The sequence below is a fragment of the Tahibacter sp. genome, from assembly GCF_032229445.1.
GTDB lineage: Bacteria > Pseudomonadota > Gammaproteobacteria > Xanthomonadales > Rhodanobacteraceae > Tahibacter.
Map to the genome: position 1 here is coordinate 76,006 of NZ_JAVTWC010000007.1, position 25,528 is coordinate 101,533.

The 25,528-nt window shown below is 66.6% G+C and carries 16 protein-coding genes and 1 pseudogene; 10 read left to right on the forward strand and 7 right to left on the reverse strand.

Annotated elements, in window-relative coordinates; all coding sequences use genetic code 11:
• Nucleotides 1–80 precede the first annotated feature (80 nt).
• The 3 genes from RUU78_RS02080 (at nt 81) to RUU78_RS02090 (ending at nt 4,890) form a co-directional block, all read left to right on the forward strand.
• On the forward strand, nt 81–581 hold the full coding sequence (locus RUU78_RS02080) for an ECF-type sigma factor (protein ID WP_313913178.1): 501 nt from the start codon (nt 81–83) through the stop codon (nt 579–581).
• Between the two features lie 259 nt (nt 582–840).
• On the forward strand, nt 841–3,639 hold the full coding sequence (locus RUU78_RS02085; RefSeq protein WP_313913179.1) for a serine/threonine-protein kinase: 2,799 nt from the start codon (nt 841–843) through the stop codon (nt 3,637–3,639).
• Between the two features lie 501 nt (nt 3,640–4,140).
• The gene (locus RUU78_RS02090; RefSeq protein ID WP_313913181.1) at nt 4,141–4,890 is read left to right on the forward strand and encodes a hypothetical protein; all 750 of its coding nucleotides are present in this window, start codon (nt 4,141–4,143) and stop codon (nt 4,888–4,890) included.
• Between the two features lie 200 nt (nt 4,891–5,090).
• On the opposite strand, the gene RUU78_RS02095 is transcribed toward RUU78_RS02090, so the two are convergent.
• The 3 genes from RUU78_RS02095 to RUU78_RS02105 form a co-directional block, all read right to left on the reverse strand.
• On the reverse strand, nt 5,091–7,601 hold the full coding sequence (locus RUU78_RS02095) for a PKD domain-containing protein (RefSeq protein ID WP_313913183.1): 2,511 nt from the start codon (nt 7,599–7,601) through the stop codon (nt 5,091–5,093).
• Between the two features lie 64 nt (nt 7,602–7,665).
• Nucleotides 7,666–7,926: a hypothetical protein gene (locus tag RUU78_RS02100; protein WP_313913185.1), complete on the reverse strand. Its 261-nt coding sequence runs from the start codon at nt 7,924–7,926 to the stop codon at nt 7,666–7,668.
• A gap of 724 nt (nt 7,927–8,650) precedes the next feature.
• Nucleotides 8,651–10,345 carry a hypothetical protein gene (locus tag RUU78_RS02105; RefSeq protein ID WP_313913187.1) on the reverse strand — a complete coding sequence of 565 codons (1,695 nt, stop codon included), beginning with the start codon at nt 10,343–10,345 and terminating at the stop codon, nt 8,651–8,653.
• A 457-nt stretch (nt 10,346–10,802) separates the two neighbouring features.
• Here RUU78_RS02105 and RUU78_RS02110 point away from each other — a divergent pair, with 457 nt between their 5' ends.
• The 6 genes from RUU78_RS02110 to dxs all read left to right on the forward strand — a co-directional run bounded on the left by RUU78_RS02110 (nt 10,803) and on the right by dxs (nt 17,672).
• On the forward strand, nt 10,803–11,276 hold the full coding sequence (locus RUU78_RS02110; RefSeq protein WP_313913189.1) for a hypothetical protein: 474 nt from the start codon (nt 10,803–10,805) through the stop codon (nt 11,274–11,276).
• A 16-nt stretch (nt 11,277–11,292) separates the two neighbouring features.
• A complete protein-coding gene (locus tag RUU78_RS02115) occupies nt 11,293–13,080 on the forward strand; it encodes an acyl-CoA dehydrogenase C-terminal domain-containing protein (protein WP_313913191.1) in 1,788 nt (595 codons plus the stop codon).
• Nucleotides 13,081–13,212: 132 nt separating this feature from the next.
• Entirely contained in the window at nt 13,213–13,692 is a 480-nt protein-coding gene (locus RUU78_RS02120) for a GNAT family N-acetyltransferase (protein WP_313913193.1), read from the forward strand.
• A gap of 198 nt (nt 13,693–13,890) precedes the next feature.
• Nucleotides 13,891–14,811: a right-handed parallel beta-helix repeat-containing protein gene (locus RUU78_RS02125; protein ID WP_313913195.1), complete on the forward strand. Its 921-nt coding sequence runs from the start codon at nt 13,891–13,893 to the stop codon at nt 14,809–14,811.
• Between the two features lie 137 nt (nt 14,812–14,948).
• Nucleotides 14,949–15,542: an HNH endonuclease gene (locus RUU78_RS02130; RefSeq protein WP_313913197.1), complete on the forward strand. Its 594-nt coding sequence runs from the start codon at nt 14,949–14,951 to the stop codon at nt 15,540–15,542.
• Between the two features lie 231 nt (nt 15,543–15,773).
• Entirely contained in the window at nt 15,774–17,672 is a 1,899-nt protein-coding gene (gene dxs / locus RUU78_RS02135) for a 1-deoxy-D-xylulose-5-phosphate synthase (RefSeq protein ID WP_313913199.1), read from the forward strand.
• A 370-nt stretch (nt 17,673–18,042) separates the two neighbouring features.
• On the opposite strand, the pseudogene prmC reads toward dxs, so the two are convergent.
• The 4 genes and pseudogenes from prmC to RUU78_RS02155 all read right to left on the reverse strand — a co-directional run.
• Nucleotides 18,043–18,687 (reverse strand): annotated as a pseudogene (prmC, locus tag RUU78_RS02140) (peptide chain release factor N(5)-glutamine methyltransferase); the annotation flags it as partial.
• The gene (locus tag RUU78_RS02145) at nt 18,666–19,094 is read right to left on the reverse strand and encodes a hypothetical protein (RefSeq protein WP_313913202.1); all 429 of its coding nucleotides are present in this window, start codon (nt 19,092–19,094) and stop codon (nt 18,666–18,668) included. The gene RUU78_RS02145 and the pseudogene prmC, both read right to left, overlap by 22 nt.
• Nucleotides 19,039–23,223 carry a hypothetical protein gene (locus RUU78_RS02150; protein WP_313913203.1) on the reverse strand — a complete coding sequence of 1,395 codons (4,185 nt, stop codon included), beginning with the start codon at nt 23,221–23,223 and terminating at the stop codon, nt 19,039–19,041. The genes RUU78_RS02145 and RUU78_RS02150 overlap by 56 nt, the downstream gene beginning before the upstream one ends.
• A 122-nt stretch (nt 23,224–23,345) precedes the next feature.
• A complete protein-coding gene (locus RUU78_RS02155; RefSeq protein ID WP_313913206.1) occupies nt 23,346–24,617 on the reverse strand; it encodes an MFS transporter in 1,272 nt (423 codons plus the stop codon).
• A 97-nt stretch (nt 24,618–24,714) separates the two neighbouring features.
• Between RUU78_RS02155 and RUU78_RS02160 the strand changes: the two genes are divergently transcribed.
• On the forward strand, nt 24,715–25,518 hold the full coding sequence (locus tag RUU78_RS02160) for an MOSC domain-containing protein (RefSeq protein WP_313913208.1): 804 nt from the start codon (nt 24,715–24,717) through the stop codon (nt 25,516–25,518).
• The last annotated feature ends 10 nt before the right edge of the window (nt 25,519–25,528 follow it).

Genomic DNA, 25,528 nt, shown 5'->3' on the forward strand with positions numbered 1-25,528 from the left:
TTGTCGGAATGCGCCGGTCCGAGGCCACGGCAAGCGCGTCGATTACCATAGTCCATAAGTTCATAGTGAGAAGGATCGTCATGGACAATGACTCACGCGACGCGCCGGTCGCACCGGATCTATCGGGAGAAGCCCTGTTCGGGGAGTTCTACCTGCGCCTGAAAGCCATGGCGGGAAGCCAGTTGGCGCGCAAGCGCAGCGATTCGATCAACACGACCGGGCTGGTGCACGAGCTGTACTTGCGGATGGCCGCGGGAGTGGCGCGGAATTTTCGCGATCCCGCACAGTTAATCGACTACGCGGCCGAAGCGATGCGCCAAATCGTCATCGATCGCGCCCGTGCTCGCACATGGGACAAACGCGGGGGCGCCGAACTGCTCCGGGTAGACCTGCGTGAGACCCCGTCGCTGGCGGACTTTACGGCAGAGCGCGCACTGCAAACCGATGACGCCCCGCGCAAGCTCGATGTCCACTCGGCACGTTCCGCGCGAATCGTCGAACTCCATTTTTTCGCAGGACTGCCGCGGGATCAGGTTGCGCGACAGCTGAGACACTCGACACGCACGGTCAATCGCGAGTGACGCGCCGCGCGCGCGTCCCTGTGCGGCGAGGCGGCCTGACCGGGCGGCGTGGCGGCCGGCCGTAAACCTGCGAATCCGGAAGCGTGCGCGTCGCCGGCGATTCGGGCCGGCAAATTTTCCGAGCCACGCGCAGCTCCAGGGAATTCGGTGCGGGGACGAGAACGCGACAGGCGTGGCGTAGATTGCCGCCCATTGGCGTTGTCCGTGCCGAACGAAAGTGCGCCACAGGTCCGACCGCCGGCAATCAAGAGGCAACCCGATGCAGGAACGCTACACCTATGACTCGCTCGCGGATCTGTTCACCGATCTGATCGAGCTTCCCAAGCCTGTACGACACCAACGGCTGGAGGAGCTCGCCCTTCATCCGCAAGACCATCGGCTGCTCGTGAACATGTTACGCGCCGATGCGAACACGGAACCGGGCTTCCTGGACGAGCCGGTCGTGCGGCACGCTCAGGCGCTGAAATCCGATCAGGATCTCGACACCGAACCCGAGGGCCTGATCGGACAACAGTTCGGGGCGTTCCGGCTCAGGCAGCTCGTCGGCCAAGGCGGCATGGCCACGGTGTTCCTCGCCGAGCGCGTCGGCGCCGACTTCGCCCAATGCGTGGCGGTCAAGCTGTTGCGGCGCGGCCTGTTTTCCGCGGTCGAACAGCGACTGTTCCGCCGCGAGCGCATGCTGCTCGCGCAACTCGATCATCCCAATATCGCGCGCCTGATCGACGGCGGGGTTACCGCAGCAGGCATCCCGTACCTGGTGCTGGAGTTCGTCGACGGTCGCTGCCTCGACGAGTATGTCGTTGAAGAGCGACTGGACTTGCGCGCTCGCCTGGCGCTGTTCATCACGTCCTGCCGCGCCGTCGAGGCGGCGCATCGGGCGCTCATCGTGCACCGTGACATCAAGCCGTCGAACATTCTGGTCACGCGCGACGGCGTGCCCAAGCTGCTCGATTTCGGCATCGCCAAATTGTTGCTCGACGGAGTCCCGGGCGATTCGCCGCACACACTCACCGCCGCGCTGACGCCGGGCTATGCCGCACCCGAGCAGATCGCCGGAAGCCCAGTCACCACGGCGACCGACGTCTATGCCCTGGGCGTCGTCCTGCACGAGCTGCTGACGGGCCAGCGGCCGCGAAGCCCGGATACGGTTCCGGCATCCGCTGCGATCAGCGACCGTGCGGCGACTTCGCCGGGTGCATTGCCGCTGCCGCCGCCGTTGCTGCGCCGCGCGCTGCGCGGCGATCTGGACAACATCATCGCGCGCGCGCTGTGTGCCGAGCCTGAGCGTCGCTATCCGTCGGCAGCCGCGCTGATCGAGGACCTGGAGAGCTATCTCGACGGGCGTCCTGTGCACGCGCACCCACGCTCGCGCTGGTATCTGGCGCGGAAATTCGTCCGGCGGCATCGCACCGTCGCGGTCACGACCCTGGCGTTCTCCCTCGCCGTGTTCGGTGCACTCGGCGTTGCGGTATGGCAAGGCAGAGCGGCCCAAGCCGAGGCGAAGCGCGCGAATGTCGTGCGGGATTTTCTGCTTGATCTGCTTGACACGGCCAAGGCCGAGCTGCCGCCGGATGAACAGCCGACGCCTGCCGTGCTCGCGACACGAGCAGCCCGGCGCCTCGCCACGAACGCCACGCTGCCGGCACTGACCCGAGCGGAGCTGCTGCAGACCCTGGGCCGGGTTTCGGCGACAGCGGCTGCCTACGATCAGGCAGCCAGTCTGTTCGAACAGGCCATTGAGATCCGCTCTGACCAGCTAGGGCCAGAGCATGCGGACGTGCTGTCGGTACGCGTGGAGCTCGCCTCGGTCCGCAACGATCAAGGGAGGACAGCCGACGCCCGGGACATGCTCCAGCGCGCTCTTCCGGCGCTGCGCCGTGACGACAGCAAGGACCTGGTTCCTGCACTGGCGCTGATGGGCAGCGTCGAATTGACCGCCGGCAATTCGGACGCGGCGATCGCCTATGAGCGCGAATCCGCGGCCGCCGCCGCGCGGCTGCTGGATCCGGCGTCCATCGACGCGCACCTTTCCCGGCTGGGGCTCGGAAACCTGATGATTGCCGCAGACCGATGGCGCGAGGGAGTCGACGCCCTGGTGCCGGAGCTCGCGGCGTGGCGCAGCGCCGGCCTGCCCACGAGTCACGCGAAATACTCGGCGAGCATCAGCAACCTCGCCGTTGCCTACCATTCGCTGGGCGAATACGACAAGGCTCTGCCCCTGTTCGAACAGTCGCTCGCCGCCCGCAGGAAGTCGCTGCCGGTCGACCATCCCGCGCTGGGAAACTCGATCGCCTCTCTGGGCATGCTGCTGGCTGGGATGATGCGTTTCGACCAGGCTGAAATGCATCTGCAGGAGTCGTTGCGCATTTCCCGTGCCGCCTATGGCGACACGCACCTCGAAGTCGCGCTGCACCTTTCGCAACTGGCCAGCGTCGAACTGCGTCGGCACCACGACGAAGCGGCCAGCCGCTACGCGCGCGAAGCCGTCGACATCTGCACGCGTGCTCGATGGACGGCACATTCCAACTGCAGCTACGCCACCGTGATGCTGGGTTCTGCGCTGCGCCACGCCGATCCAGCGCAGTCGTTGCGCTACCTCGACATCGGCCTGCAGCAGTACCGCGACCAGAATCAGGCGCCGCACGCGCTCATCGCCACCGCCCTGAGCAAGCGTGCCACGACCCTGCTGACGCTCAAGCGGTTCGAGGAGGCGCGACGAGACATCGAGTCCGCGCTAGCGATGTTCGCAGCCGCCAATGCGGCACATTCGCTGGAAGGCCTTATCGCCGTGGAGACCCGTGCCCTGGTCCTGCATCACCTCGGCAATGCATCCGAGGCGCTCTCGGAGATCGACCGCGCGTTGCCGGTCTGGCGCGAACGCTTCGCCGCACGCAAGGATCGGCTCCTGTCCATGCTGGAAACGCGCGTGAAGATCCTGCTGGCGCTCGGCGATCGCGCGTCCGCGCGCGCCTCGGCGCACGAGGCACTAGGGCTGGGACTGGACGATAGTGTGGTCAGGCCGGAAACGACGGCATTGCTCAAGGCAGCGGCGCGCTGAATGACGTGGAGAAAGCACACGGACCCGGATGGCATTGCCTCAACGACAGCGTAAGCGATTGCTTCAGCCCGTCGGGACATTAGCGATGTTTCTCGCTAAAGCCCCGGGTGCGGACCGCTCGTGCCACCTGGCCGTGGATGCTCCGTGCCTCGCGTAAAGCAGGATGCCTGCCGTTCCAGCAGGTCGACGGGCGCGTTCGCGCGCGCGGAAGTGACTCGCCGAGGCGATAGTGATGTCGTGGATCGCTGGACTGGCGTCGCGTTGAGCTGGTCGATGGCACAGCCGTGCCAATGCAGGATACGGCGGCCAACCAGTTACTGCGGCGCCGCGGCATAGGCCGGGCGGCTTGCCGATGCGCGCGCACTGAGAGGAGCCGCGCGCAGCCGGCACAACGCAAATCACACCTGCGGGAAACCAGATGATGAACATCACGACACTATCGTCGGCGTCGGCCGTCGCACAGGCGGCGCAATCCATCCCGCCGAATCAAGGCGGCGCTGTATGAAACACCGCCCGTTCATTCCAGATGCCCCTCACATTTTCCTTGTCGTTCCGTTCAACGAAAAACACGGCGCGGTCCAGCAGGAGATGCGCGCGGCGGCGACTACGCTCGGCCTGGGGTGCTTCCGGACCGACGATATCCGCCAGAGCACATCGATCCTCGATCGCGTGCTACAGGGGATTCGCAGCGCGACTGTGGTCGTTGCCGATCTGACCGAGAACCGCGTCAACTGCTATTACGAGCTAGGGTACGCGGATGCGCTCAAGCGGCCCGTCGTGTTGTTGTGCCATGAAGGCACGGAACCCGCCGTCGACGTGTCGGGGCGAAGCATCTGTCGCTATCGCGATGCGGAGCATCTGAAAGCTGAACTTCCGATCTGGCTGATGGAAGCAGCGCTGGTGAACCGCACGCAGTCAACGAGCGATGACAGGAACGCCGGGCGCTACGGTCGTCTGGCCATTCGCGACGAATACCTGCTGTCGGCCCACATGGAACTCGACGATCCCGACGAGCAGATGCGCGTCTGGGTGACGGCTACGGTGCGCCGCATCGACGCAAAGCCCTTGCCCTCCAACGCGAAGATCAAGTTCTTTCTCGACGAATCCCTCAATCCCGGATATCAGGAGGGGGAGATCGTCAACGGGATCGCGCGCTGTGCATTTCAGTGCCACCGCGCGTTCTCGCTCGGCGCCAAGGTCGCCACTACGGCACTGGAGCTGGATCTGCGGCATATCCCCGGAACCAATTGATTTGTTCCGGAGCCAATAGCTATGGCGCCCGCGGTTTTCTCCCGCCGCTTGCGCCGGAAACAACCACTCTCTGCATCGTCGGTTCCTCAAAGTGACAACGGAGCCCGGCTCATCTACCGGCGAAGGTAGATGAACCCGGCCCCGCTGTCGGTTTTCGACGGCGCCGTCCAGCGGGCGCCGTCGATCGCTGCGCGAGGACCTTACGGAGCGGTGTAGCTGCCCGTCAACGAAACGCCGGAGAACGTCGAGAACGCGCGCAGCATCACGAAGTACGTACCTGCCTGGACGTTCGAGATGGTGCAGGTCTCCGCGTTGCCGCCGATGTAAGGACGGCAGTCGTAGCTCGACGTCGTTGGCGCGGAGCCGAACTTGACGAACAGGTCGGCGTCGCCCGTGCCGCCGGCAGTGACGAACCTGAGGTTCGTCGCGCCGGCAGGAACGACGAGCCTGTAGGTCTGCGTCTGCAGGCCCGTGCCTGCCGAAAGTCCGGTTACGGCAATGCCGTTGCACAGGATCGCGCCGCCGCAGCCGCCCGAGAACACTTCCACCGACGACGATTTCGTCTGGATCGCACCGCCATTGTCGGTCACGGTCAGCGACACGGTATACGTGCCCGGCGTTGCGAAGGTCTTGCTCGGGTTTGTGGCCGTCGAGGTCGTGCCGTCGCCGAAGTTCCAGGAGCGCGTTGCGATCGTGCCGTCGACATCGGTCGAGGTGTCAGTGAATGACGCCGTCAATCCGTTGGTCGTGAACGAGAAGTTGGCGGTGGGCACGATGTTCGATCCACCGCCCGTCAGGAAGCTACCGGTCAGCGAGACGCCCGAGAACGCCGAGTACGCACGCAGCACGACGTAGTAGGTGCCGGCTTGCGCGGTCGCAATGTTGCACGTTTCTGCATTGCCGCCAATGTAGGGACGGCAGTCATAGCTCGACGTCGTCGGCGCCGAGCCGAACTTGACGTAAAGGTCCGCGTCACCCGTGCCGCCCGACGTGACGAACTTGAGGGTGCTCGCACCGGCGGGAACGGCGAGCGTGTATGTCGCAGTCGTTCCGCCCGCAGCCGCCGACAGATTGGTCGCTGCAATACCGTTGCACAGCGCCGTACCGCTGCAGGGGTTCGATATGACCGTAACCGACGACGTCTTCGTGTGCGTCGCGCCCGCGTTGTCCGTGACGGTCAGCGACACGGTGTACGTACCGGCCACGGCGTAGGTCTTGCTCGGATTCGTCGCGGTCGACGAGGTGCCGTCGCCGAAGCTCCATGCACGCGCAACGATGCTGCCGTCGCTGTCGCTGGAGCTGTCGGTGAAGGTGGCCGTGAGTCCGTTCGTCATGGAGCTGAAGTTCGCGGTCGGCGCGGTGTTCGGTGCAGCGACAGTGACGGCCTTCGAGACGGAGTTTGCCGTGCCGGCGTTGTCCGTGACGGTCAGCATGACGCTGTACGTGCCGCTGACCGCATACGTCTTCGACGGATTCACCGCCGTCGACGTCGTCCCGTCGCCGAAGTTCCAGAGGCGCGATGCGATCGTGCCATCGGCATCGCTGGACGCGTCGGTGAAGGACGCCGTCAGGTTCGACGTGGCGAGCGAGAAGTTCGCGACTGGCGGCAGATTGCCCGTGTTGGGACCGTAGAGCTCGGCCGTCGAGAGCGGCCCCGAACCACCGGCGAAAATGACATTTCCATTGTTCAACAATGTCGCCGTGAAAAAGCGCGTACGCGCGGCGGCCAGCGAGCCCACGCCCGACCAGGTGCCGGAAGCGACGTCATAGCGTTCCAGGCTGCTGGTGACCGAGGAATTCGCGTAGCCGCCGCCGACGAGCACGCTGCCGTCGGCCAATGCCACGGCGCTATGACCCGAACGCGGCGTCGCGAGGGCGCCCGTCGTCGAGAAGGTCTGCGTCGCGGGATCAAACACTTCGGCGCTGCCCAGCCTGCCGGGGTTTTCGTTGTATCCGCCGACGATGAGGATGCGACCGTCGGCCAGAGGCGTCGCCGTAGCCGACGTGCGCGCCGTCGCCATCGAGCCCGTGGCGCTCCAGGTGTTCGTGGCCGGATCCCAGATATCCGCGGTCGCGAGACTCGTATTGCCGTTCTGGCCGCCGGCCAGCAGCACCCGGCCGTTCGGCAGCAATGCCGCTGCCGCTGCCCCGCGCGACGTGTTCAGGGCGATGGCCTGGCTGAACATGCCGGAGGCCGGATTGAACACCTGCGAATACGAGGAGCTCACGACGAGCACGTTGCCGTCGGGCAAGGTGATGGTGATCAGATGGGCCGATGACTCGCTGCCGGTCAGCGAACCCGCCGTCATGCTCCAGCTCGCGCTGGCCGGATCATAGATTTCGGCGCTGCGCAGAAACTCGCCGCCCGATCCGGTCTGTCGCACACCGCCGACGACGAGGATGCGACCGTCGGCGAGTGTCGCGACGCTTGCCGGACTGCGTGAGACCACGAGCGCCGACGCCGGAGCGAAGGCGCCCGTGGCCGGATCGTAGATTTCAACGCTCGTGGTACTGGGCCCGCCGGTCGAGTAACCGCCCGCGACGAGCACGCGGCCGTCGGGGAGTTTCGCCGCAGCATGGTCGGAACGGGGTACGGACATCGATCCGGTCGGCTCCACCGCGCCCGCGATCGGAGCGACGGACAGCAGCGGGATCATCACCGAAAAGACCGGAAGCAGTAGCGTGCGTGTATAGCGGAAGGAATCGAGCATGGCTGTTGTCATCTCGTGTGTTGTTGGGAAAGGGTGCGGAACCGGAATGCAACGCTCGAGTCGATCAGAGTCGTGGCAGACCTGTGCGCGCCATCGGCGGACGAACGGGTGGTGGCTGGCGGAGGGCGGCATCTTGTCCGCGGCGACGAGGCGGAAACAACGGGTCGATTTCCTTCATGAACGAAGCCTTTTCTGGTCTCGGGTAAGAGAAGCTGGGGAGAATGGTGAAGCGTGTTTCGAGGTGCGGTTTCTTCTCGCTGGTTCGTGCGCGATGGGCGGCCTTGCCGCGCGGCAGGTCGCAGAAGCGCACGGCAGAAGTCTCCATCCGCGGCGTCTCACGCTCTGCGAGTAGCGGTGGCATGCGAATACAAGGGGTGGGCTCGAGGACGGCACAGATGCGCGAGTCTGATCAGCGCTTGCAGTAGAACGACGGCGTGCATGCAGGCACGTGGACGCATCGTTGTGAACGTGGTCGGGTCGGCAGCGATAGGGGAACCCGCGCCACATCGGTTTTTTCCGCCGTGATTCGCGACACCTGGTCCCTACTCATGCCGGCAGTCCCCGCGATTGCAACGAAGTGCGACTGAGACTGCTGTAACACGCGGCGCGCACACAAATCTTTGTGCGGCGGTCTATCGCCGTTGTCTGATCCGGTATCGCTATCTGATACCGCGCGTCGACTCACGAGCGCGGCAAAGGCTCTCGTGCGAGACATCGGCAGTGTGCTGCGCCAGTGCGGCAGGGAGAAACGCAACTGGCGGCGTTGCCCGATCTCGGCAACGCCGGACCACGAGTATCACGTTTGCCGTTCGCACAACCGTTCGATTGTGCGCACGACGCGGCCGCCGCTGATGCGGAAGTCGATCTCGATCGCCAGCGCGTCGCGAGCTGCCGACGCGGCGCGGCGTGAGCAGATCCAGAATTTCCTCGATGCGCGCAGGATCGCCCGGGCGGAATTCCCATTCCTGTTCGTCTTCGGGGCGAAGCGGCAGCAAGTTCAACAGCGCAGCGCCTCCCGCCGCTGCGATGCACTACCGGAACGACTTACCTCACAGCTCTGTGTCGGCGCGGAAAATCAGTTCGGTACACGTCGCATCGGTGCAGCCCGAAAGGTGCAAGGTGTTCATGTAGCCGCCGCCGACGGGCAGGCCTTCGGGGACGAGGTCGACCTTGTATTCGCCGGTCTGCTGCAGGCCGAAGCGGAAGTTCACGTCGATGGACGCGCCCGGCGCGAGGTCGGCCGCGAGCGGGATGTTGAACGACGAGTTGAAACCGCCTCCATTGGGCTGGGAAGGCGGCTGCTCGAGCGTGGCGCCGAACACGGTAGTGCTGCTCGTGCCGCTGCCACCGGGCGGGCGGTCCACTGTCACACTGAGGTTGGGCGAGGTGATCGGGCGCAGGTCGGCGACGCCGGTGGGCGCGGGGAACGTGCTGATGTCATCGACGCGATAGCGCAGACGCGTCAGCGGCACCGTCGTGTTGTTGGTAATGGTGCGACGGATGTTCAGCTGACCAAACGTGGAGTTGAGGGCCGGCGTCGAGGTGGAATCGCGGAACAGGTTCGGCAAAGCCCTTGCCTGCACACAGCTGTCAAGCGTCGCGTTGACGATCTTCGCGGTGCCGCTGACCGAGGCGCTGAGGTTCTGCGGCCCCGGCGCACCGAGCCGCTGGCCGGCGCCTGCGCTGGTGCCGTTGGTGTCGACGAACACGAAGTCCAGCGCGTTGTTGTTGCGGTCCCGCGCGAAGCCCTGGTCGGGACAGGCAGCGAAATGGGTGATGCTGCCGTTCTTGCCGCACTGGTCCCGATGAAACGCGTAGTCGATGGAGAAGGGCGTCAGCGCGGGACAGCCGGTGCCTTCCTTGTACAGGGTGTTGGCTTCGCTCGTCGATCCGACCGCATCGATGCGGGTGGTCAGCGAGAACGACGCGGGAAGCGAGGTGTTGAAGATTGCGATACCTGCGTTGTCGGGTATGTCGGCGGTATAGGTCGCATTGCCCGAAGCTATGGTGCCCGCGCCGGCAGGATAGGACCCCAGCGAATAGCCGGCCGAATTCACGCAGAGAAAATGGCCGTTGGCCGGGATCAAGGTTCCGTTCGTGATCACGCAGCGCGCGACACCGTTGCTGGCTGCGATCGCGAAGCCGGCCGAGGTCGGACTGGACACCAGCGTTGGCGTCGGGCTGTCGTTGTGGATCTCGATGTACTCGTCGTTGGCGCCGTTCGGACCGCGCACGCGGAATTCGCTGATTTTCAGCGGCGCGCCCAGGCGCACGCACCAGTTGCGGACCTGGCCACCGTCGACGTTGGCGTCGTCCATGACGTACAGCGACCAGGTGCCGTTGGGATTCGTGCCGTTGAAGACCGACGCGAATGTCGCTGAGCCGATCGGTGCGGGTTCGCTGTACGGGCCGGCCGGCGCCGGCGCCGCAAAGGTATCGACCGCGCCACCATGACTCGTGGGCCTGTAGGTGCCCGCGACGATTTCCGCGGAGTCCGGCAAACCGCCGGCGCCTGCATCGCTGAGGACGTAGCTCATACCCAAGGCAACGGTACTGCCGCCCGCGTCGCTCTGGATGATCATCTTCTGCCCACCCGGACCGACGAGCAGCAGGTCCACGTCATCGGGAAACGCATGGGTCAGGCCGTTTGTGGAAATGCTCAGATCTGTGATGCTGGCTGCCGCATTCGATACGGAAATCGTCGAAGGATACGTTCCCGCCGGTCCGGCCGCGCCGTCGCTCAACTGCACAGCCCCACCGGTACTGCACCACTACTGGGCCAGCACGGGTGTACTCAACAGCAGCAACGAAGCTGCCCATAGCTGTCTGAATGTGTTCGCTTCATTCCCCCCTTGAGTAGCATCTAGCTGGCACATCGGCGGCGAGGGCCAAGATGTCCCAGGACGGTTGCCCGCCGCCTCGGTCATGGCATGCGCATGAAGAATGAGAATTGGCGCACGAAACGAACATTTCCCCGTGTAACCGTGGGTTAGCGGACGTTTGACAACGCCACGCAAGGATCCGGGGGCGGCAACGTTTCAATGCTCGAGGCCGGCATCAGCGTGCTCCAGGCGGCGCGTGCGGGCATTCCTCACCGCCATGGCCCGGCCAGATCGGCCAAACTACGTCCCCTGGCGGCAGCACCCTTTGCTCCAGCCACCAGCCCCACGCTAACATTCAAACAATCGTTTGAGGTTGCCCATGAAGTCGTCGTTCCTGGTCCGCATCGCGCTCGTTCTCGCCGCCCTTTCCCTGCTCGCCGCCTGTGGCGGCGGCAAGCCGGTCCGTCGCATCAATCCGCCGACGATCAGCATCCAGCAGTTGGCCGTGCAGGCCGACGGACGCTGGTTGATCGAGCTGCGCATCCACAACTTCAGTACCGTTCCGATGCGCTTCGACACCTTCGAGGCTGGGCTGGAGATCGAGGGCAGCAATGCGGGCGCGCTGTTCCTGCGGCCGAACCTGGAAATCCCGGGCGAGTCGGCCGACGTGTTCGAAGCGACCCTGGCACCGAGCCGCGACGCCGCTGACCGCCTGGCCGAGGCGGCCCGCAGCGGCAGCGTCGGCTATCTGCTGCGCGGCGGCGTCCAGACCAGCGAGCCCTCGAAGAAATTCCCCCTGAGTCAGTCCAGCCGGCTGTCGCCGGTACCGGGCAGGCCCAATACCTACCGTTGATACCAAAGGCAGAATCATGAGCAAGTACGCCGCCCCGCTGACCGATATGCGCTTTGTCCTGTTCGACGTGCTGGGGGCTGAAGCCCTGTTCGCCCGCCTGCCGGGCGGCGACGCGGCGACGCGGGACGTCTGCGACGCCGTGCTCGACGAGGCGGCACGCTTCACCGAGCAGGTGCTGGCGCCGTTGAACCATAGCGGAGACCAGGAAGGCTGCCACTTCGCCGGCGGTGTCGTGACCACGCCCAAAGGCTTCAAGGAAGCCTATGCGCAGTTCTGTGACGGCGGCTGGGCCGCGCTGAACGCGCCGGAACAGTACGGCGGGCAGCACATGCCCGAGGCGATAGGCGCCGTCGTGAAGGAAATGATCGACTCGGCCAACCTGTCCTGGGGCAACTACCCCCTGCTATCGCACGGCGCCTCCGAGGCGCTCAAGCATCATGGCGAGGAGTGGCAGCGCGAGGTCTTCCTCAAGCCCATCGTCTCGGGCCACTGGACCGGCACCATGTGCCTGACCGAACCGCACTGCGGCACTGATCTGGGCCTGCTCAAGACCAAGGCGGAGCCCGCCGCCGACGGCACCTTCCGGGTCAGCGGGACGAAGATCTTCATCACCGCCGGCGAACACGACTTCACCGACAACATCGTGCATCTGGTGCTGGCCCGCCTGCCGGACGCGCCGCCGGGAACCAAGGGCATCTCGCTGTTCATCGTGCCGAAGTTCAAGGTGGCGCGTGACGGCACGGTCGGCGAGCGCAACGCGCTGGCCTGCGGCTCCATCGAGCACAAGATGGGCATCAAGGCCTCGTCGACCTGCGTGATGAATTTCGACGGCGCCGAGGGTTATCTGATCGGCCAGGCCAACAAGGGCCTGAACGCGATGTTCACCATGATGAACACCGCGCGCATCGCGGTCGGCTACCAGGGCCTGGCGCTGACCGAACGCGCTTACCAGAACTCGCTGGCCTATGCGCGCGACCGCCTGCAGATGCGCTCGCTGAGCGGGCCGAAGCGCGCGGACAAGCCTGCCGATCCGCTGATCGTGCACCCCGATATCCGGCGCATGCTGCTGACCCAGAAAGCGTTTGCCGAAGGTGGCCGCGTGCTCGGCTACTACGCAGCGACGCTGGTCGACATCATCGAGCGCACGGAAGACGCGGCCGAGCGCCAGCGCGCCGACGAACTGCTCGGCTTCGTCACGCCGATCGTCAAGGCGCTGCTGACCGAAACTGCGCAGGAAAGCACCTACTGCGCGATGCAGATCTTCGGCGGCCACGGCTACATCGCCGAATGGGGCATGGAGCAGTTCATGCGCGACGCGCGCATCACGACGATCTACGAAGGCACGACCCAGATCCAGGCACTCGACCTGCTCGGCCGCAAGATCATGCAGCTGCAAGGCGCCGGCCTGCGTCATTTCGTCGAGGAAATCAGCACGTTCTGCCATGCACAGCAGGCCAATGCGGAACTGATCGAATTCATCAAGCCGCTGGCCGAGCTCACCCAGGAATGGATCGGGCTGACCCAGGAAATCGGCAAGAAGGCCATGGGCGACGCGGAGGAGCTGGGCTCGGCCGCGGTCGACTACCTGTTCTATGCCGGATACATCGCGCTGGCCTATTTCTGGGCGCGCAGTGTTGCCGCGGCGGATGCCTCGACCAGCCACAACGCGGAATTCAAGCAGGCCAAACGCCTTACCGCGCGCTTCTACTACTCGCGCCTGCTGCCGCGCACGCGTGGGCATATCGCGGCGATCCGCGCCGGTGCGGAAAGCCTCATGGCCATGCCGGACGCATTGTTCGGCTGAGGGCAGGCACGCTGGCGCAGGCAATACCGGCCGGGGCTGGCGCAGAGCCCCGGCGTTCAGCTACTTTGCCATCGTCGCGGCCATGCTGCGGCAACATCAACCCGGCCCTTCACTCACTACGACACCGCGACCATGGACCAAGAATCGGGCATCCACATTCGTCTGGCCGATGCGGGCGACGATGACTTCATCCTGGGACTGGTCGAGCGTTTCGTGGATTTCGAACTGCCGCGCTGGCGCCGCCGCGGCGAGACGGCCGAGGGCATACGCCGCGACATCGCGCGCCACCTGCGTGAGCAGCCGGCCGGCTCGCACCTGTTCGTGGCCGAGGACGACGACGGCACGCTGGTCGGCTTCCTGCACCTGCAACTGATGACCGACTTCTTCACCGGCGCGCAGAACTGCCATATCTCGGACCTGGCGACCGCGCCGAATCACGAAGGCAAGGGTGTGGGCAGCGCCCTGCTCGCCTACAGCGAGCGCTTCGCCCACGACCACCACTGCCGCCACGTCACCCTGGCCGTGTTCGAGGGCAATGCCCGCGCGCGTTCCCTCTATGAGAGCAAGGGCTACGGCGTCGAAATCCTGCGCATGGTCAAGCCGGTCAAATAGGCCGCCAGACTGCGCAATTCCCTCACGCCTGACCGTACGCCGAGGAATACAATCGGCGCCGGAACCGGTCGGGAGGCGCCCGGTCCGCTCGCTACAGGCCGCTTGCAATAGTTCTGGCGTCCTTTGTGCGCTTTACGCGTAGGAACGGTCCGCGCGCGTCGCGGTGTAGCCATTACGCAAATCCACGGGGGTAATTCCATGAAATCCATTTCTCTGATCCGCCATATCGTCGCGGCCGTACTGCTGTACACGCTGTTCGCTGCCAGCGCCCACGCGCAGGCCACGCGCACCTGGGTATCCGGCGTCGGCGATGATGCCAATCCCTGCAGCCGTACCGCGCCCTGCAAGACCTTCGCCGGCGCGATCTCCAAGACCGCAGCCCAGGGCGTGATCAACGCGCTCGATCCGGGCGGTTACGGCGCCGTGACCATCACCAAGTCGATCACCATCGACGGCACCGGCACCAACGCCTCCATCCTCTCCGCCGGTACCAACGGCATCATCATCAATGCAGCGACCACGGACACTGTCGTCATCCGCAACGTCAGCATCGACGGCGTGAACACGGGACTCAACGGTATTCGAATACTGCAGGCCGGCAGCGTCCTGGTCGAAGACGTCCACATCGCCCGCGTCACGCAGAAAGGCATCGACGCGGCACCGGCGACGACGACGTTGAAACTCGCCGTGAACGAAAGCCGCGTGTTCTCCGCTGCCGGCGGCGGCATCGTCCTGACTCCGGGCGCGACCGGCGCCGTCACCGCGACCGTCAACGACGTCGACCTCAACGGCAACTCGGTCGGGCTCCAGGTCAACGCGCGCGCCAAGGCCACCGTCAGCAATTCCACGGCATCCAACAATAGCGGCGCCGGTTTCAGCGCGAACGGCGGCAGCGGCGCTACGCTGGTTGCCGACAATGCAACGGCCACCAACAACGGCGGAGCCGGCTTCAGCTCGTTCAACACCGGCTCGCAGATCACGCTTTCTCGCTCGGCCTCGCTCAACAATGCCGTCGGATTTCAACCGTTCCTCGGCGGCGTGATCCAGTCTTTCGGCGACAACCGCAACGTCGGAAACGGATCGCCGGGCACCGTGCCGCCCACGATTCCGCTGCAGTAGCCCGATTCGGTGCCGGGCACCGCGTGCCGGCGCGTGCGGTGCCCCATCCTCCGTGAATTCCGTTATGCTCCCCGCGCAATCAGGGAGTTACGACGGCAGGAATGCCCGTTTCGCGGTAGGCGCAAACGGAGGACTGAATGCTCGGGGCTATCCGTACACGGAATGACATCCATTCGACGCGCGTGCTGTCGTTGGATTCGACCGGTCGCATCCTGGACTGGATGAGCTGGCAGGACGCCGTTTGCCTCTACGTGCGCGGCGCGGTCGCCTGGACCCTCGGCGACCCCTGCCTGACCATCCATGGCGGCATGAACCGCGACTCGGGCCTGCAGAGCCAGATCGAACTGCATCCCATCGTCGCCAGCCGCGGCCACGCCCGGCCCGGCAGCTACGAACCGGCACCCGCGCTGACCAACACCGCCCTGTTCGCACGCGACCGGCATCTATGCCTCTACTGCGGCCAGCATTTCCACAAGACCCAACTGACGCGCGACCATGTGCTACCGCTGTCCAAGCGCGGCCAGGACGAGTGGGAAAACGTGGTCAGCGCCTGCCTGCACTGCAATGTCCGCAAGGGCAGCCGCACGCCGCAGCAGGCCGGGATGCCGCTCATGGCAGTGCCGTACCGGCCAAGCTGGGTGGAGCACCTGATCCTGTCGAACCGCAATATCCTGGTCGACCAGATGCAATTCCTGGTTGGGCACCTGCCCAAGCACCGTCGCGCGAGCTGAGTTTTTTCCCGCGCGTCGCGCTATCCGATGCTTGCTGACTCCTTGATCTTTTGCGTTCGCGGTGCGCGGCCGGTGGCGGCGCGCTCCGTATCGGGCGCGTGAAATACGCGATCACGGCTATCGCTTGCGGCACCGTGCCACAGGGTTTGCCCTTGTTTTGCAAGTTTGTTTCCTTGCCCCGGCAACAACCCTCGCCGAAAATAGCGGCCTGCCGTCCGGATTTGCCTGCAAATGATCGATTCTGAGCGCTACCCGCTCCTCGCCAAGCTCGACACTCCCGCCGCATTGCGCCAGCTCGGCGATGCGGATCTGCCCGCCGTGTCGCAGGAGCTGCGGGCCTATCTCGTCGAATCCGTGGCGAGTTCGGGCGGTCATTTCGGCGCCGGCCTTGGCGTCATCGAGCTTACCGTCGCGCTGCACTATCTGTTCGATACACCGCATGACCGGCTGGTCTGGGACGTCGGTCATCAATGCTATCCGCACAAGATCCTGACTGGCCGTCGTGACCGGATCACGACAGTCAAGAAGAAAGACGGCCTCGCGCCGTTTCCGCGGCGTGAGGAAAGCGAGTACGACACCTTCGGCGTCGGCCACTCCTCCACCTCGATCTCCGCCGCGCTGGGCATGGCCGTCGCGGCGCAGCGCAAAGGTGAGGCGCGCAAGGTGGTCGCTGTGATCGGCGATGGCGCGGCCACCGCGGGCATGGCCTTCGAGGCGCTGAACCACGGCGGCGATGTCGAGCCTGACATGCTCGTGGTGCTCAACGACAACGGCATGTCGATCAGCGAAAACGTCGGCGCGATGAGCAAGATGCTCGCCCGGCTGCTGTCGAGCCGACGCCTGAACCAGCTGCGCGACCGGGCCAAGGCGGCGATGCCGCGCGGCTCGTTCATCTGGCGCTTCTTCCGCCGCTGGGAAGAACATGCCAAGGGCATGTTCGTGCCATCGACGCTGTTCGAGGAACTGGGCTTCCATTACACCGGCCCGATCGACGGACACGATCTGCCGGCCCTGCTGCACGCGCTGCGTACGGTCAAGGAACTCAAGGGCCCGCAGCTACTGCACGTCGTCACGACCAAGGGCAAGGGCTACGCACCGGCCGAGTCGGAGCAGATCGAATACCACGCCGTGGGCCCATTCGACCCGGTCAAGGGACTGGTCAAGAAAGCGCCCGGCAAGCCGACCTATACCGACGTTTTCAGCGACTGGCTCTGCGACATGGCAGCCGCCGACGATCGCCTCTACGGCATCACGCCGGCGATGCGCGAAGGTTCGGGCCTCGTGCGTTTCTCGCAGGAATATCCGCAACGCTATTTCGACGTCGCGATCGCGGAACAGCATGCGGTCACGCTGGCCGCAGGCATGGCCTGCGAAGGCGCCAAGCCCGTCGTTGCGATCTATTCGACCTTCCTGCAGCGCGCCTATGACCAGTTGATCCACGATGTCGCGATACAGAATCTCGACGTGACCTTTGCGATCGACCGCGCCGGCGTTGTCGGTCCCGACGGCGCGACGCATGCGGGCAGTTTCGACCTGTCCTTTCTGCGCTGCATTCCGAACATGGTCGTGATGGCGCCGGCCGACGAAAACGAGTGCCGCCAGATGCTGACGACCGGCTTCCGTCATGCGGGTCCCGCCGCTGTGCGCTACCCGCGCGGCACCGGTCCCGGCCGCGCGCTCGATCCCGAACTCACCGCACTGCCGATCGGCAAGGCCGAGTTGCGACGCGAAGGCCACGGCCTGGCAGTGCTCGCATTCGGCAGCACCCTCGCCGCAGCCGAAACCGTCGCCCGCGAGATCGACGCGACCCTGGTCAACATGCGTTTCGTCAAGCCGCTGGACCAGGACCTGCTGCGCCAGCTCGCACGCACCCACGACGCTTTCGTCACCGTCGAGGACAACGCCGTTCAAGGCGGCGCCGGCTCGGCCGTGGCAGAGTTCTTCGCCGCCGAAGGGCTGGTCAAGCCGCTGCTGCACCTGGGGCTACCGGATACCTTCCTCGATCACGCCAGCCGCGACGACCTGCTCGCCCAGAGCGGCATCGATACCGACGGCATCCGCCGTGCGATACGCCAGCGATTCGCCGCGCTGCTGCCGGTACAGCCGGCACCGCTGCGCAGCGCCGGCTGAGCATTTCCCCGGCGAGGCGCTTCGCGTCTCCCGCCGGACCGGCGCGAAGGAGTGATTCGTCCAGGCGCTGGACTTCGGACGGACAGCGCAGCCCCGCGAACAAAAGCGGTACGAAAAAAACCCCCGCGCGAGGCGGGGGCGGTTGAGCACGTTCCGTTGGCGGCGACCGAGGTCGGCCTGCCGAGGGTCCCGCCACGGCTGCCTCACGACAGTCGCTGTGCACTGGAGCCAGAAATCGCTCCGCGGCGGGGGCCACACCAGCCATGTGGCCTGGAGCGTATGTTCCGGATTCCCAAGCGCCTTGTCCGTGAGGCGTGATCCAGTTGGCAGTTGAAGCAATCGACACAGGAATCGCCAACTGCATCACACTTCAGGCGTTCCAACGCCCGCCGCTGACCCGGTCGAGGCCGCCCAGATCCTGCCAGGTGGCGACGTTCGCAAAGCCCGCCCCCTCGAGCAGCGCGCGTACCGCACCACCCTGATCGAATCCGTGCTCGAGCAGCAGCCAGGCACCGTCGTGCAGATGGGGGCCGGCCGCGGCGACGATGCGGCGGATATCGTCGAGGCCATCGGCACCGGCGGCCAGCGCGGAATGCGGCTCGAAGCGCAGGTCGCCCTGCTGCAGGTGCGCATCGTCAGCCGCGATGTACGGCGGATTGGACACGATCAGGTCGAAGCGCTGCTGCGCCACGGCCGTGAGCCAGCTACCCTCGGCGAATTCAACATTAAGTATTTTGTTTATTTCTGCATTCTGTCGCGCGACGTCCAGCGCCGCGGCACTGGCATCCGTGGCGACCACCCGGGCCTGCGGCCGTTCCGACGCGATCGCGAGGGCGATGGCGCCGCTGCCGGTGCCGAGATCGGCCACGCGCAACGGCGTGGCGGGCGGCAGCCGCTCCAGCGCGAGTTCGACCAGGCGCTCGGTGTCGGCGCGCGGGATCAGGGTCGCGCCGGTCACGCGCAGGGCCAGCGACCAGAACTCGCGCGTGCCGGTCAGATAGGCCACGGGCTCGCCGACACGGCGGGGGGGGGGGGGGGGGGGGGGGGGGCGCCGGGGCGGCGCCCCCCCCGGGGGGGGCGGCCCCCCGGGGGGGGGGCGCGGCCGGCGGGGGGGGGGCGGCGCCCCGCACCCACCCGGGGGCGCGGCCCGGGGGGTGCGAACGCCTCGTGCAGCGCCAACGGCAATTCATCGTCCGCATGGGCGTAGAGCCAGGCTCGCGGCTGGCCGAGCACATGCAGCAGCAGCACTTCCGCCTCGAGCCTCGCCTCGTCGCCGGCCAGCGCCTGGGCGGCGGCGGCAAGGGTCTCGCGCACGCGTATCACCACGGCAGTGCGAGACCCGTCTGGCCGCCCCGAACCCAGTCGGTCATGCGGCGGGCGGCGGCGGCGGATCGGGCAGCTTGACCCGTACGCGTGCGTCACGGCGCCAGTAGCCGCCGCGCGTCCAGGCCGCGAACGCCCAGCGCAGCCAGCCGACCAGGGCCGATGCGAGCCACAGTGCCCAGGCCAGCATGGCCACCTTGTGCAGCCAGATCGGCAAGGTCAGCGCGCCGGCCTGCGGCAGCAGCGCGGGGCTCTGGTCGGCGAACCAGCGCAGGTTGCGCGCGCTCGACCAGTTGCCGGTCACGCTCATGTCCGGATCGCCGAGCAGGCCCGCATAGACCGCGCCGATGAGGCATAGCATCACCGGCACACTGAGCAGCGCGAGACCTACCTGCACGAGGTTGAACCACACGGTCGATGTCGTGCTCCAGCGCTCGCGCCAGTCGAGTGCAAACAGCCAGGCCACGACGACGAGCAGGGCGAACCACGACGCGGTGGAGAAGCCGAACCCGAGCAGCAACCATTGCCACAGCTTCAGCGGCGTCCTGCGCAGCCGGCTCAGCGCCCAGGCCAGCAGGATCATCACGATCAGCTCGCCCCAGTACAGCACCGCCGGGCCGACCGCGGGGCCATGCGTGAACAGCACCCAGCGGTTCGCCGGAAGATTGAGATTGATCTGCAGATTGGCCGACGGCAGCCCGAGATCGAAGGCCGGCGTCCTCGCGCTGAAACCGAGTTCCTGCGCCTGTCGCACGGTCACCTTGTAACGCTTGCTGCCCGGCGTGACTGGCAGGCTGAGCTTGTTGTCGCGCGGGCGCAGGTTGATCGACACGCCGTTCTGCTCGACCGACAGCACTTCGGCGCCCGCCGGCAAGATGATGGTGTGCTCGCCGCCCTGGGTGCTGCGCAGCGAAATGTCGAGCGTCGTATCGAGCGCGCGCTTGCTCGCCGCCGTGGTCACCTGCACGTCGTCGATCGCGATGCTCTTGCCCGCCACGGCTTCGGGCCGCGACAGCGCGATGCGAAGTTTCTCCTCGGGCAGCGGATGGAACTCGTGCACCCACTGCTGCTCCTGCGGACGCTGGCGCGCTTCGGGCACGCCGCTGAAATCCGCATGCCAGGTCGGGCTCAGCACGACGCTCCAGACTTCGGCACGCTGGTCCAGCGCCGGCGCAACGAGTTCCACTGCCTCGCGCCGCGCGAGCGTGCTGTCCCAGCTGACTTCGTTCTCGTCGGCGCCGAAGGACACGAGCACCTGACCGCTTTCGATCTTCGTGTCCGAGCTCATGACCTGCTCGCCATCGAGCAGTGGCACGCGCACCGAGAAGCCGCCTTCGGCTGGCGCAAGCCGCCGCACCGTGGTCAGCACGCGCCATTCCAGGTCAAAGGCCAGGCTACGTTCGACCTGCACGTAAGGAGGAAACTGCTGCGCACCGCCGCGCGCCGGCGCCGAAGCGGCCGTGCGTTCGCGCGACAGCGTCACGGTGTCGCCGAGCAGGCGGTTGTCGCTGACACCGACCGCCTGCCAGCCGTTGAGGCTCAGGCGCATCTCGGCCGGCGCGAGCACGAACTTCAGCGCCACGTGATCGGAGTCGACGATGCGGTAGTTCAGCGCGATGCGGTGCACGCCGCGCGGCACGGCGAGCCAGTCCTGCTCGTCGTGGCGCACGACGGTTTCGGCGACGACGCCGTCCACGCGCACTTCGTCCAGCACGACGCTGCCGTCGACGACCGGCAGCGGCACCGCGACGCGCTCGCCCGCATGCACGTCCAGCGCCGCCTGCAGCGTATCGCCCGCAACCGTCAGCTCGGTACGCGCGAGCCGTGCGCAATCCGGCGCGCAGGCCGGCGCTTCGACGAGACGCTGGCGCAACTCCGCCAGCAGTGCCGCATCGGGCAAGCCGGCGCGCGCACTGGACGGGGTTTCCTGCGCACGCAGCGGCGCAACGGGTGCGGCGAGCGCGAGCGCCAGCAACCAGCCAGCCACGCCGGCCGCCATTGGTGCGGCGCGGGCATTCGTGTCGTCGCGATGTGCGGCGTAGAGTCGCCGCGCCAGGGCGGCCAGCATCCCCACAAGCAGGCCAAGCATCAGCACGCGCAGCAGGCGGGTCAGCCACGGCGGCGAAATCAACAGGCGCACGTCCTGGTCGGCGAGCACCGGACCACTCCACCACAGCTGATAGACACGACCGTAGCTCCACGACGGCTCGCCGCGGCCGGCCTGAATCACGGTGTTCTGCGCGTAGCGCTGCACCGCGTTGTTCTGGTCCTGGCGTGCGCGCGACTTGCTGCGTGTCGCGTAGTCGGCGAGACCCTTGTTGGACTGCGCGCCGCCGAGCACGGCGTAATCGTTGCGCTGCATTTCCGCCGCGGGCGGCGGCGGCGCCGCGGGTACGGGCTGCTGCATCGGCTCTGCCTGCACCGCTGCGGCTTCCTCGCGGCTCATCCCGGACGGCGGCGAAAAAGCGACATTGCTGGAAACGTCCCAGGCGCTGCCATACCCGGTCTCCAGCTGCGGATACAGCGCATAGCGCACCTGTGCCGCCACGAATGGCAGCGACAGCAGCGCGAGCAGCAGACCAACAGCCATCGCCGTGAATCGCACGCCGCTGCGCAAGCGGCCCAGCGGCAGTGCCTTGTGGATCAGGCCGAGCGCGACCACGATCAGCAGCGTCCACAGCGGCGAACCCGCTTCGTGGTAGCCGAGCACGAGATAGCCCAGCGCAAATGCGCCGGTCAGCCAGCCGAGCAGCCGCGCCGCGAGCAGCGCCGTGATCGCGACGAGGAACACGTCGAGCAGCGTCCATCGCGATACCCAGCTGCCGTCGGCGCGGTCGGCACCGGGCGCGGCGAGCAGGCGGTAGCTGTACGGCAGGTGCAAGGTCCACGCGATGCTGTCGAAGGATTGACGCCAGCCCGCGATCGGCAGCGCACCGTCGCGCGCCACGCGCACGCCGGCGGCGAGATTGACCACGGCCTCGCGCAGTTCCACGCCAGTCGCGCCGTCCGCGGCCTTGGTCACGAGCAGTCCTTCGCCGCGGCTGTCGGCGCGCTCGAGCACGTACGGCGCGGCCATATCCAGGCGCCAGTCGCGGTGCATGGTGCCGCCGATGCGGTCCTTCGCGTACAGGGCGCTGCCGTCGAACTGAAGCCAGACCTCGCGCTGCAGCGTCAGGCGGTTCGCATCTTCGCCGGACAGGCCGCGCGACCGCTCGTCGATGCTCAGCACGCCCTCGGGCGAGAGCGCGAAGGCCGGCAGTCCACGCCAGTCCTCGGGCACGCCGGCCTGGGCCGGATCGATCGGCTGCTCGCCGCTCGCGCCGCTGACGCGCAGCCAGCTCTGCGCTTCGAAACTCCAGATTTCCTGTTCGGGCCAGGGTGCATCGATCGCCGGCGCGGCGACCTTGGCCAGCGGCGCCGTCGCGCGCGCCTGCAGTTGCAGATCCCAGTCGCCCGGCTGCACCTGAATGTGCAGACGCCCGTCGTTGCCGAGGCGTGCGGTCAGGCCGCCGCTCAGCGCCAGCGGCACGAAGCCCTGCGGCAGTACCGGACCGACGCTTTCCTCGCGCGCCTGGCCGGAGACATGCAGCCGCAGGCGTGTTTCGAGTCGCGCCGGCACGTCGTCGGTCAGCTTGCGGAAGGCCTCGATCACGATCGCATCGGCTTCCGGCTCGACCGCTTCGCCGCGGCCGAGCGTCAGCTGCTCGCCGCTGCGCTCCAGCGGCAGCACGCCCTTACCGTCGACGCGCAGGTCGACCAGGGCGACGCTCGGCGGCACGCGCAATTGCTGCGGCCTGCGCACCCAGGGGATGCGTCCCTCGATGCGATAGCTGCCGGGACCCAGGCGCAACTGCGGTTCACCGCCGCGGTTCAGTACCGGTGCGGCCTGCCCATTCACGGTCACGTCCTGCGGCCAGTCCTCGGCATCGCCGGGGAGACTGACCCAGCTTGGCGCATCGACGCGCCACGGCTGCGCGAAACGAGCGCCGTTCGCATCGGCATCCAGCGCCAGGCGGCCCGGCCAGGCGCAGACGAAATCGTCAGGACCGTCGGCCGCAGCGCCCGCGATCAGCGGGCAGGCGCGGTATTCGAGATCCTTTAGCACCCAACCTCGCCAGTCGCGCAGCACGACCGGAATCGGATCGGCCGCGGCAGCCGGCGTCTGCGCGTGAGCGAATGGAATGACCGCAAGGGACAGCAGCACGAACAGACGAAGAACTCGACGCATGACCGGCTCCATGATCGCGACGAAGGGACTGCTGCAACGACGGCGCCGAGTCTACGGGGTTCGGCACAGTGCGCGCACCGACGTGGTACGAACTGGCGCCTGGGCTTGCGACGGTACCGGTGCTATCCGTTCGCCGTGGGCGCCGCCGGCGGGCGCATGCGCGATCCGACCCAGGCCGACGCGATGCCGGCCGCCACCGTGATCAGCGCCAGTCCGGACGTAGCCACGCTGAGGCCGCGCAGCAGGTTGATGCCGCTGGTCACGGCGAGGTCGCCGAAACGCCAGACTGCCGTGTCGATGAAATTCTTGGCCTTGTAGCGCGTCTCCGCATCGACCTCGGTGTACAGCGAGTCCGCCGCCGGCTTGAAGATGCCATAGGCGCTGGCCCGCGTGACGATCGCGACGGCGATGATCCAGCCGCCGCCGAGCAGCGCGAAGCCGAGCAGCATCACCGCCTTGACCACGCCGTCGAGGACCAGCGCCGCGGTTGGGCCGAGCCGGGTCAGGATTTCGCGCGTGAGGAACAGCTGGAAAAGTATCTGCAGGACATTGGTCGCGAGATCCAGGCTGGAGGAAAAGCCGATCCGGGCCTCCTGCGTCGCGAACATCGCACCGTTGTAGTCGGACAGGAAGGCGTACACGAACGTGCCTACGCAGTCGCCCAGCAGCATCAGCAGCGCGACCCGTCGCAGGAACGGCGAACGCATCGTCTCTATCGCGCCGGCGATGACGCTGCCGCCGATGACACGCTGGTCGCGGTCCGGCTCGCCCGCTACGGGATGTCGCCGCGCCCAGCCGAGCAGCCAGTAGACGCAGCCGATGCACAGGCCGAGCAGCAGCGCCGAGACGACCAGCAGTCCCTGCACGCCGACGACGAACACGAGCGCCTTCGTCATGGCCGGCCCGGCGATCGCACCGAGCGCACCGCCGATTCCGATCAGTGGAAACAGCCGCCGCGCCTGGACGCGGTCGAAGATGTCCGACATGAAGCTCCAGAACAGCGCGACGACGAGCAGGTTGAACACGCTGACCCAGACGAAGAAGATCGTACCCAGCACTTTCGCGCCAATCTGCTGCTGCAGGTTGAACAGCGGAATGAACCCGATCGCACAGAGCAGGAAGAACGCATAGACCGCCGGGATGAACACGCCGCGCCGTAGCCGCGAGGTCAGTGCGCCGAACACGGGCGTCAGCACGAGCGTGGTTACGAACACCGCCAGATAGAAGACCCACAGCTGGGTCGAGCCCACGGCGGCGGAGAACTGCTCGCGCACCGGCCGGATGATGTAATAGGCGGCAAGCAGTACGAAGAAATAAGCCGCCGCCACGAACAGGGCAGACTGTTCGTGAGGCCTGACGGTCTCGCGCAGATAGTTTTTCAGCGTATCGAGCAAACGCGCGTTCCGTTGCCGGCGGTCGGGCGGCGCAAGCCTAGCATGCGTTGCCGACGGCCATCGCACGCGGCGGGACGCCCGGCATAGAATCGGCCGCATGAATCCGACGCTCGCCGCACTCCACGTCTATCCGGTCAAATCCTGTGCGGCACTGACGCCGCCCTCGGCGCAAGTCGAGGCGCGCGGCCTTGCCGACGACCGCCGCTGGCTCGTCGTCGACACGGCTGGCAAATTCGTGACCGGGCGTCTTTACGCACGAATGCCGCTGATCCGTGCCACGCCGCTCGCGCAGGGCCTGCGCCTCGAAGCACCCGGCATGCCGACGATCGAGATTGCAGTGCCCACGTCCGCCGCGCCGCGGCGAAGCGTCGAGATCTGGCGCTCGCAGGTGGACGCGGCGCAGACCGACGCCGCCGCTGGCGACTGGGTCAGCCGCTTTCTCGGAACCGAACTGCACCTCGTCCACATGGACGACATCGCGCATCGCAGCGTCAATCCCGAATTCGGCCGCCCAGGCGACGAAGTCAGCTTCGCCGACGGCTATCCGCAACTACTGATCTCCAGCGCCGCGCTCGACGCGCTCAACCAGCGCCTGAGTGAACCGGTGTCGATGCTGCGCTTCCGCCCTAACTTCGTCGTCGAAGGCACGCTGCCGCATGCCGAGGACGACTGGAAGCGCATCCGCATCGGTAGCGTCGAATTCGAGCTGGTCAAGCCCTGCACGCGCTGCATCTTCACGACAGTCGATCCGGAACGCGGCGAACGCAACGCCGATGGCGAGCCACTGAAGACGCTGACGACGTACCGCCGCTCGCCAGCCGGCGTGACCTTCGGCCAGAACCTCATCGCGCGCGGCAGTGGCACGATCCGCGTCGGCGATGCGGTTGAGGTGCTCGACTGACGCGTGCCGG

Coding starts and splice junctions, on each gene's coding strand:
- RUU78_RS02120 (WP_313913193.1), top strand. CDS start 13,213: ATGGACCAAGAATCGGGCATCCACATTCGTCTGGCCGATGCGGGCGAC.
- RUU78_RS02085 (WP_313913179.1), top strand. CDS start 841: ATGCAGGAACGCTACACCTATGACTCGCTCGCGGATCTGTTCACCGAT.
- RUU78_RS02100 (WP_313913185.1), bottom strand. CDS start 7,926: ATGGAGACTTCTGCCGTGCGCTTCTGCGACCTGCCGCGCGGCAAGGCC.
- RUU78_RS02110 (WP_313913189.1), top strand. CDS start 10,803: ATGAAGTCGTCGTTCCTGGTCCGCATCGCGCTCGTTCTCGCCGCCCTT.
- RUU78_RS02150 (WP_313913203.1), bottom strand. CDS start 23,223: ATGCGTCGAGTTCTTCGTCTGTTCGTGCTGCTGTCCCTTGCGGTCATT.
- RUU78_RS02160 (WP_313913208.1), top strand. CDS start 24,715: ATGAATCCGACGCTCGCCGCACTCCACGTCTATCCGGTCAAATCCTGT.
- RUU78_RS02090 (WP_313913181.1), top strand. CDS start 4,141: ATGAAACACCGCCCGTTCATTCCAGATGCCCCTCACATTTTCCTTGTC.
- RUU78_RS02095 (WP_313913183.1), bottom strand. CDS start 7,601: ATGCTCGATTCCTTCCGCTATACACGCACGCTACTGCTTCCGGTCTTT.
- RUU78_RS02115 (WP_313913191.1), top strand. CDS start 11,293: ATGAGCAAGTACGCCGCCCCGCTGACCGATATGCGCTTTGTCCTGTTC.
- dxs (WP_313913199.1), top strand. CDS start 15,774: ATGATCGATTCTGAGCGCTACCCGCTCCTCGCCAAGCTCGACACTCCC.
- RUU78_RS02080 (WP_313913178.1), top strand. CDS start 81: ATGGACAATGACTCACGCGACGCGCCGGTCGCACCGGATCTATCGGGA.
- RUU78_RS02125 (WP_313913195.1), top strand. CDS start 13,891: ATGAAATCCATTTCTCTGATCCGCCATATCGTCGCGGCCGTACTGCTG.
- RUU78_RS02130 (WP_313913197.1), top strand. CDS start 14,949: ATGCTCGGGGCTATCCGTACACGGAATGACATCCATTCGACGCGCGTG.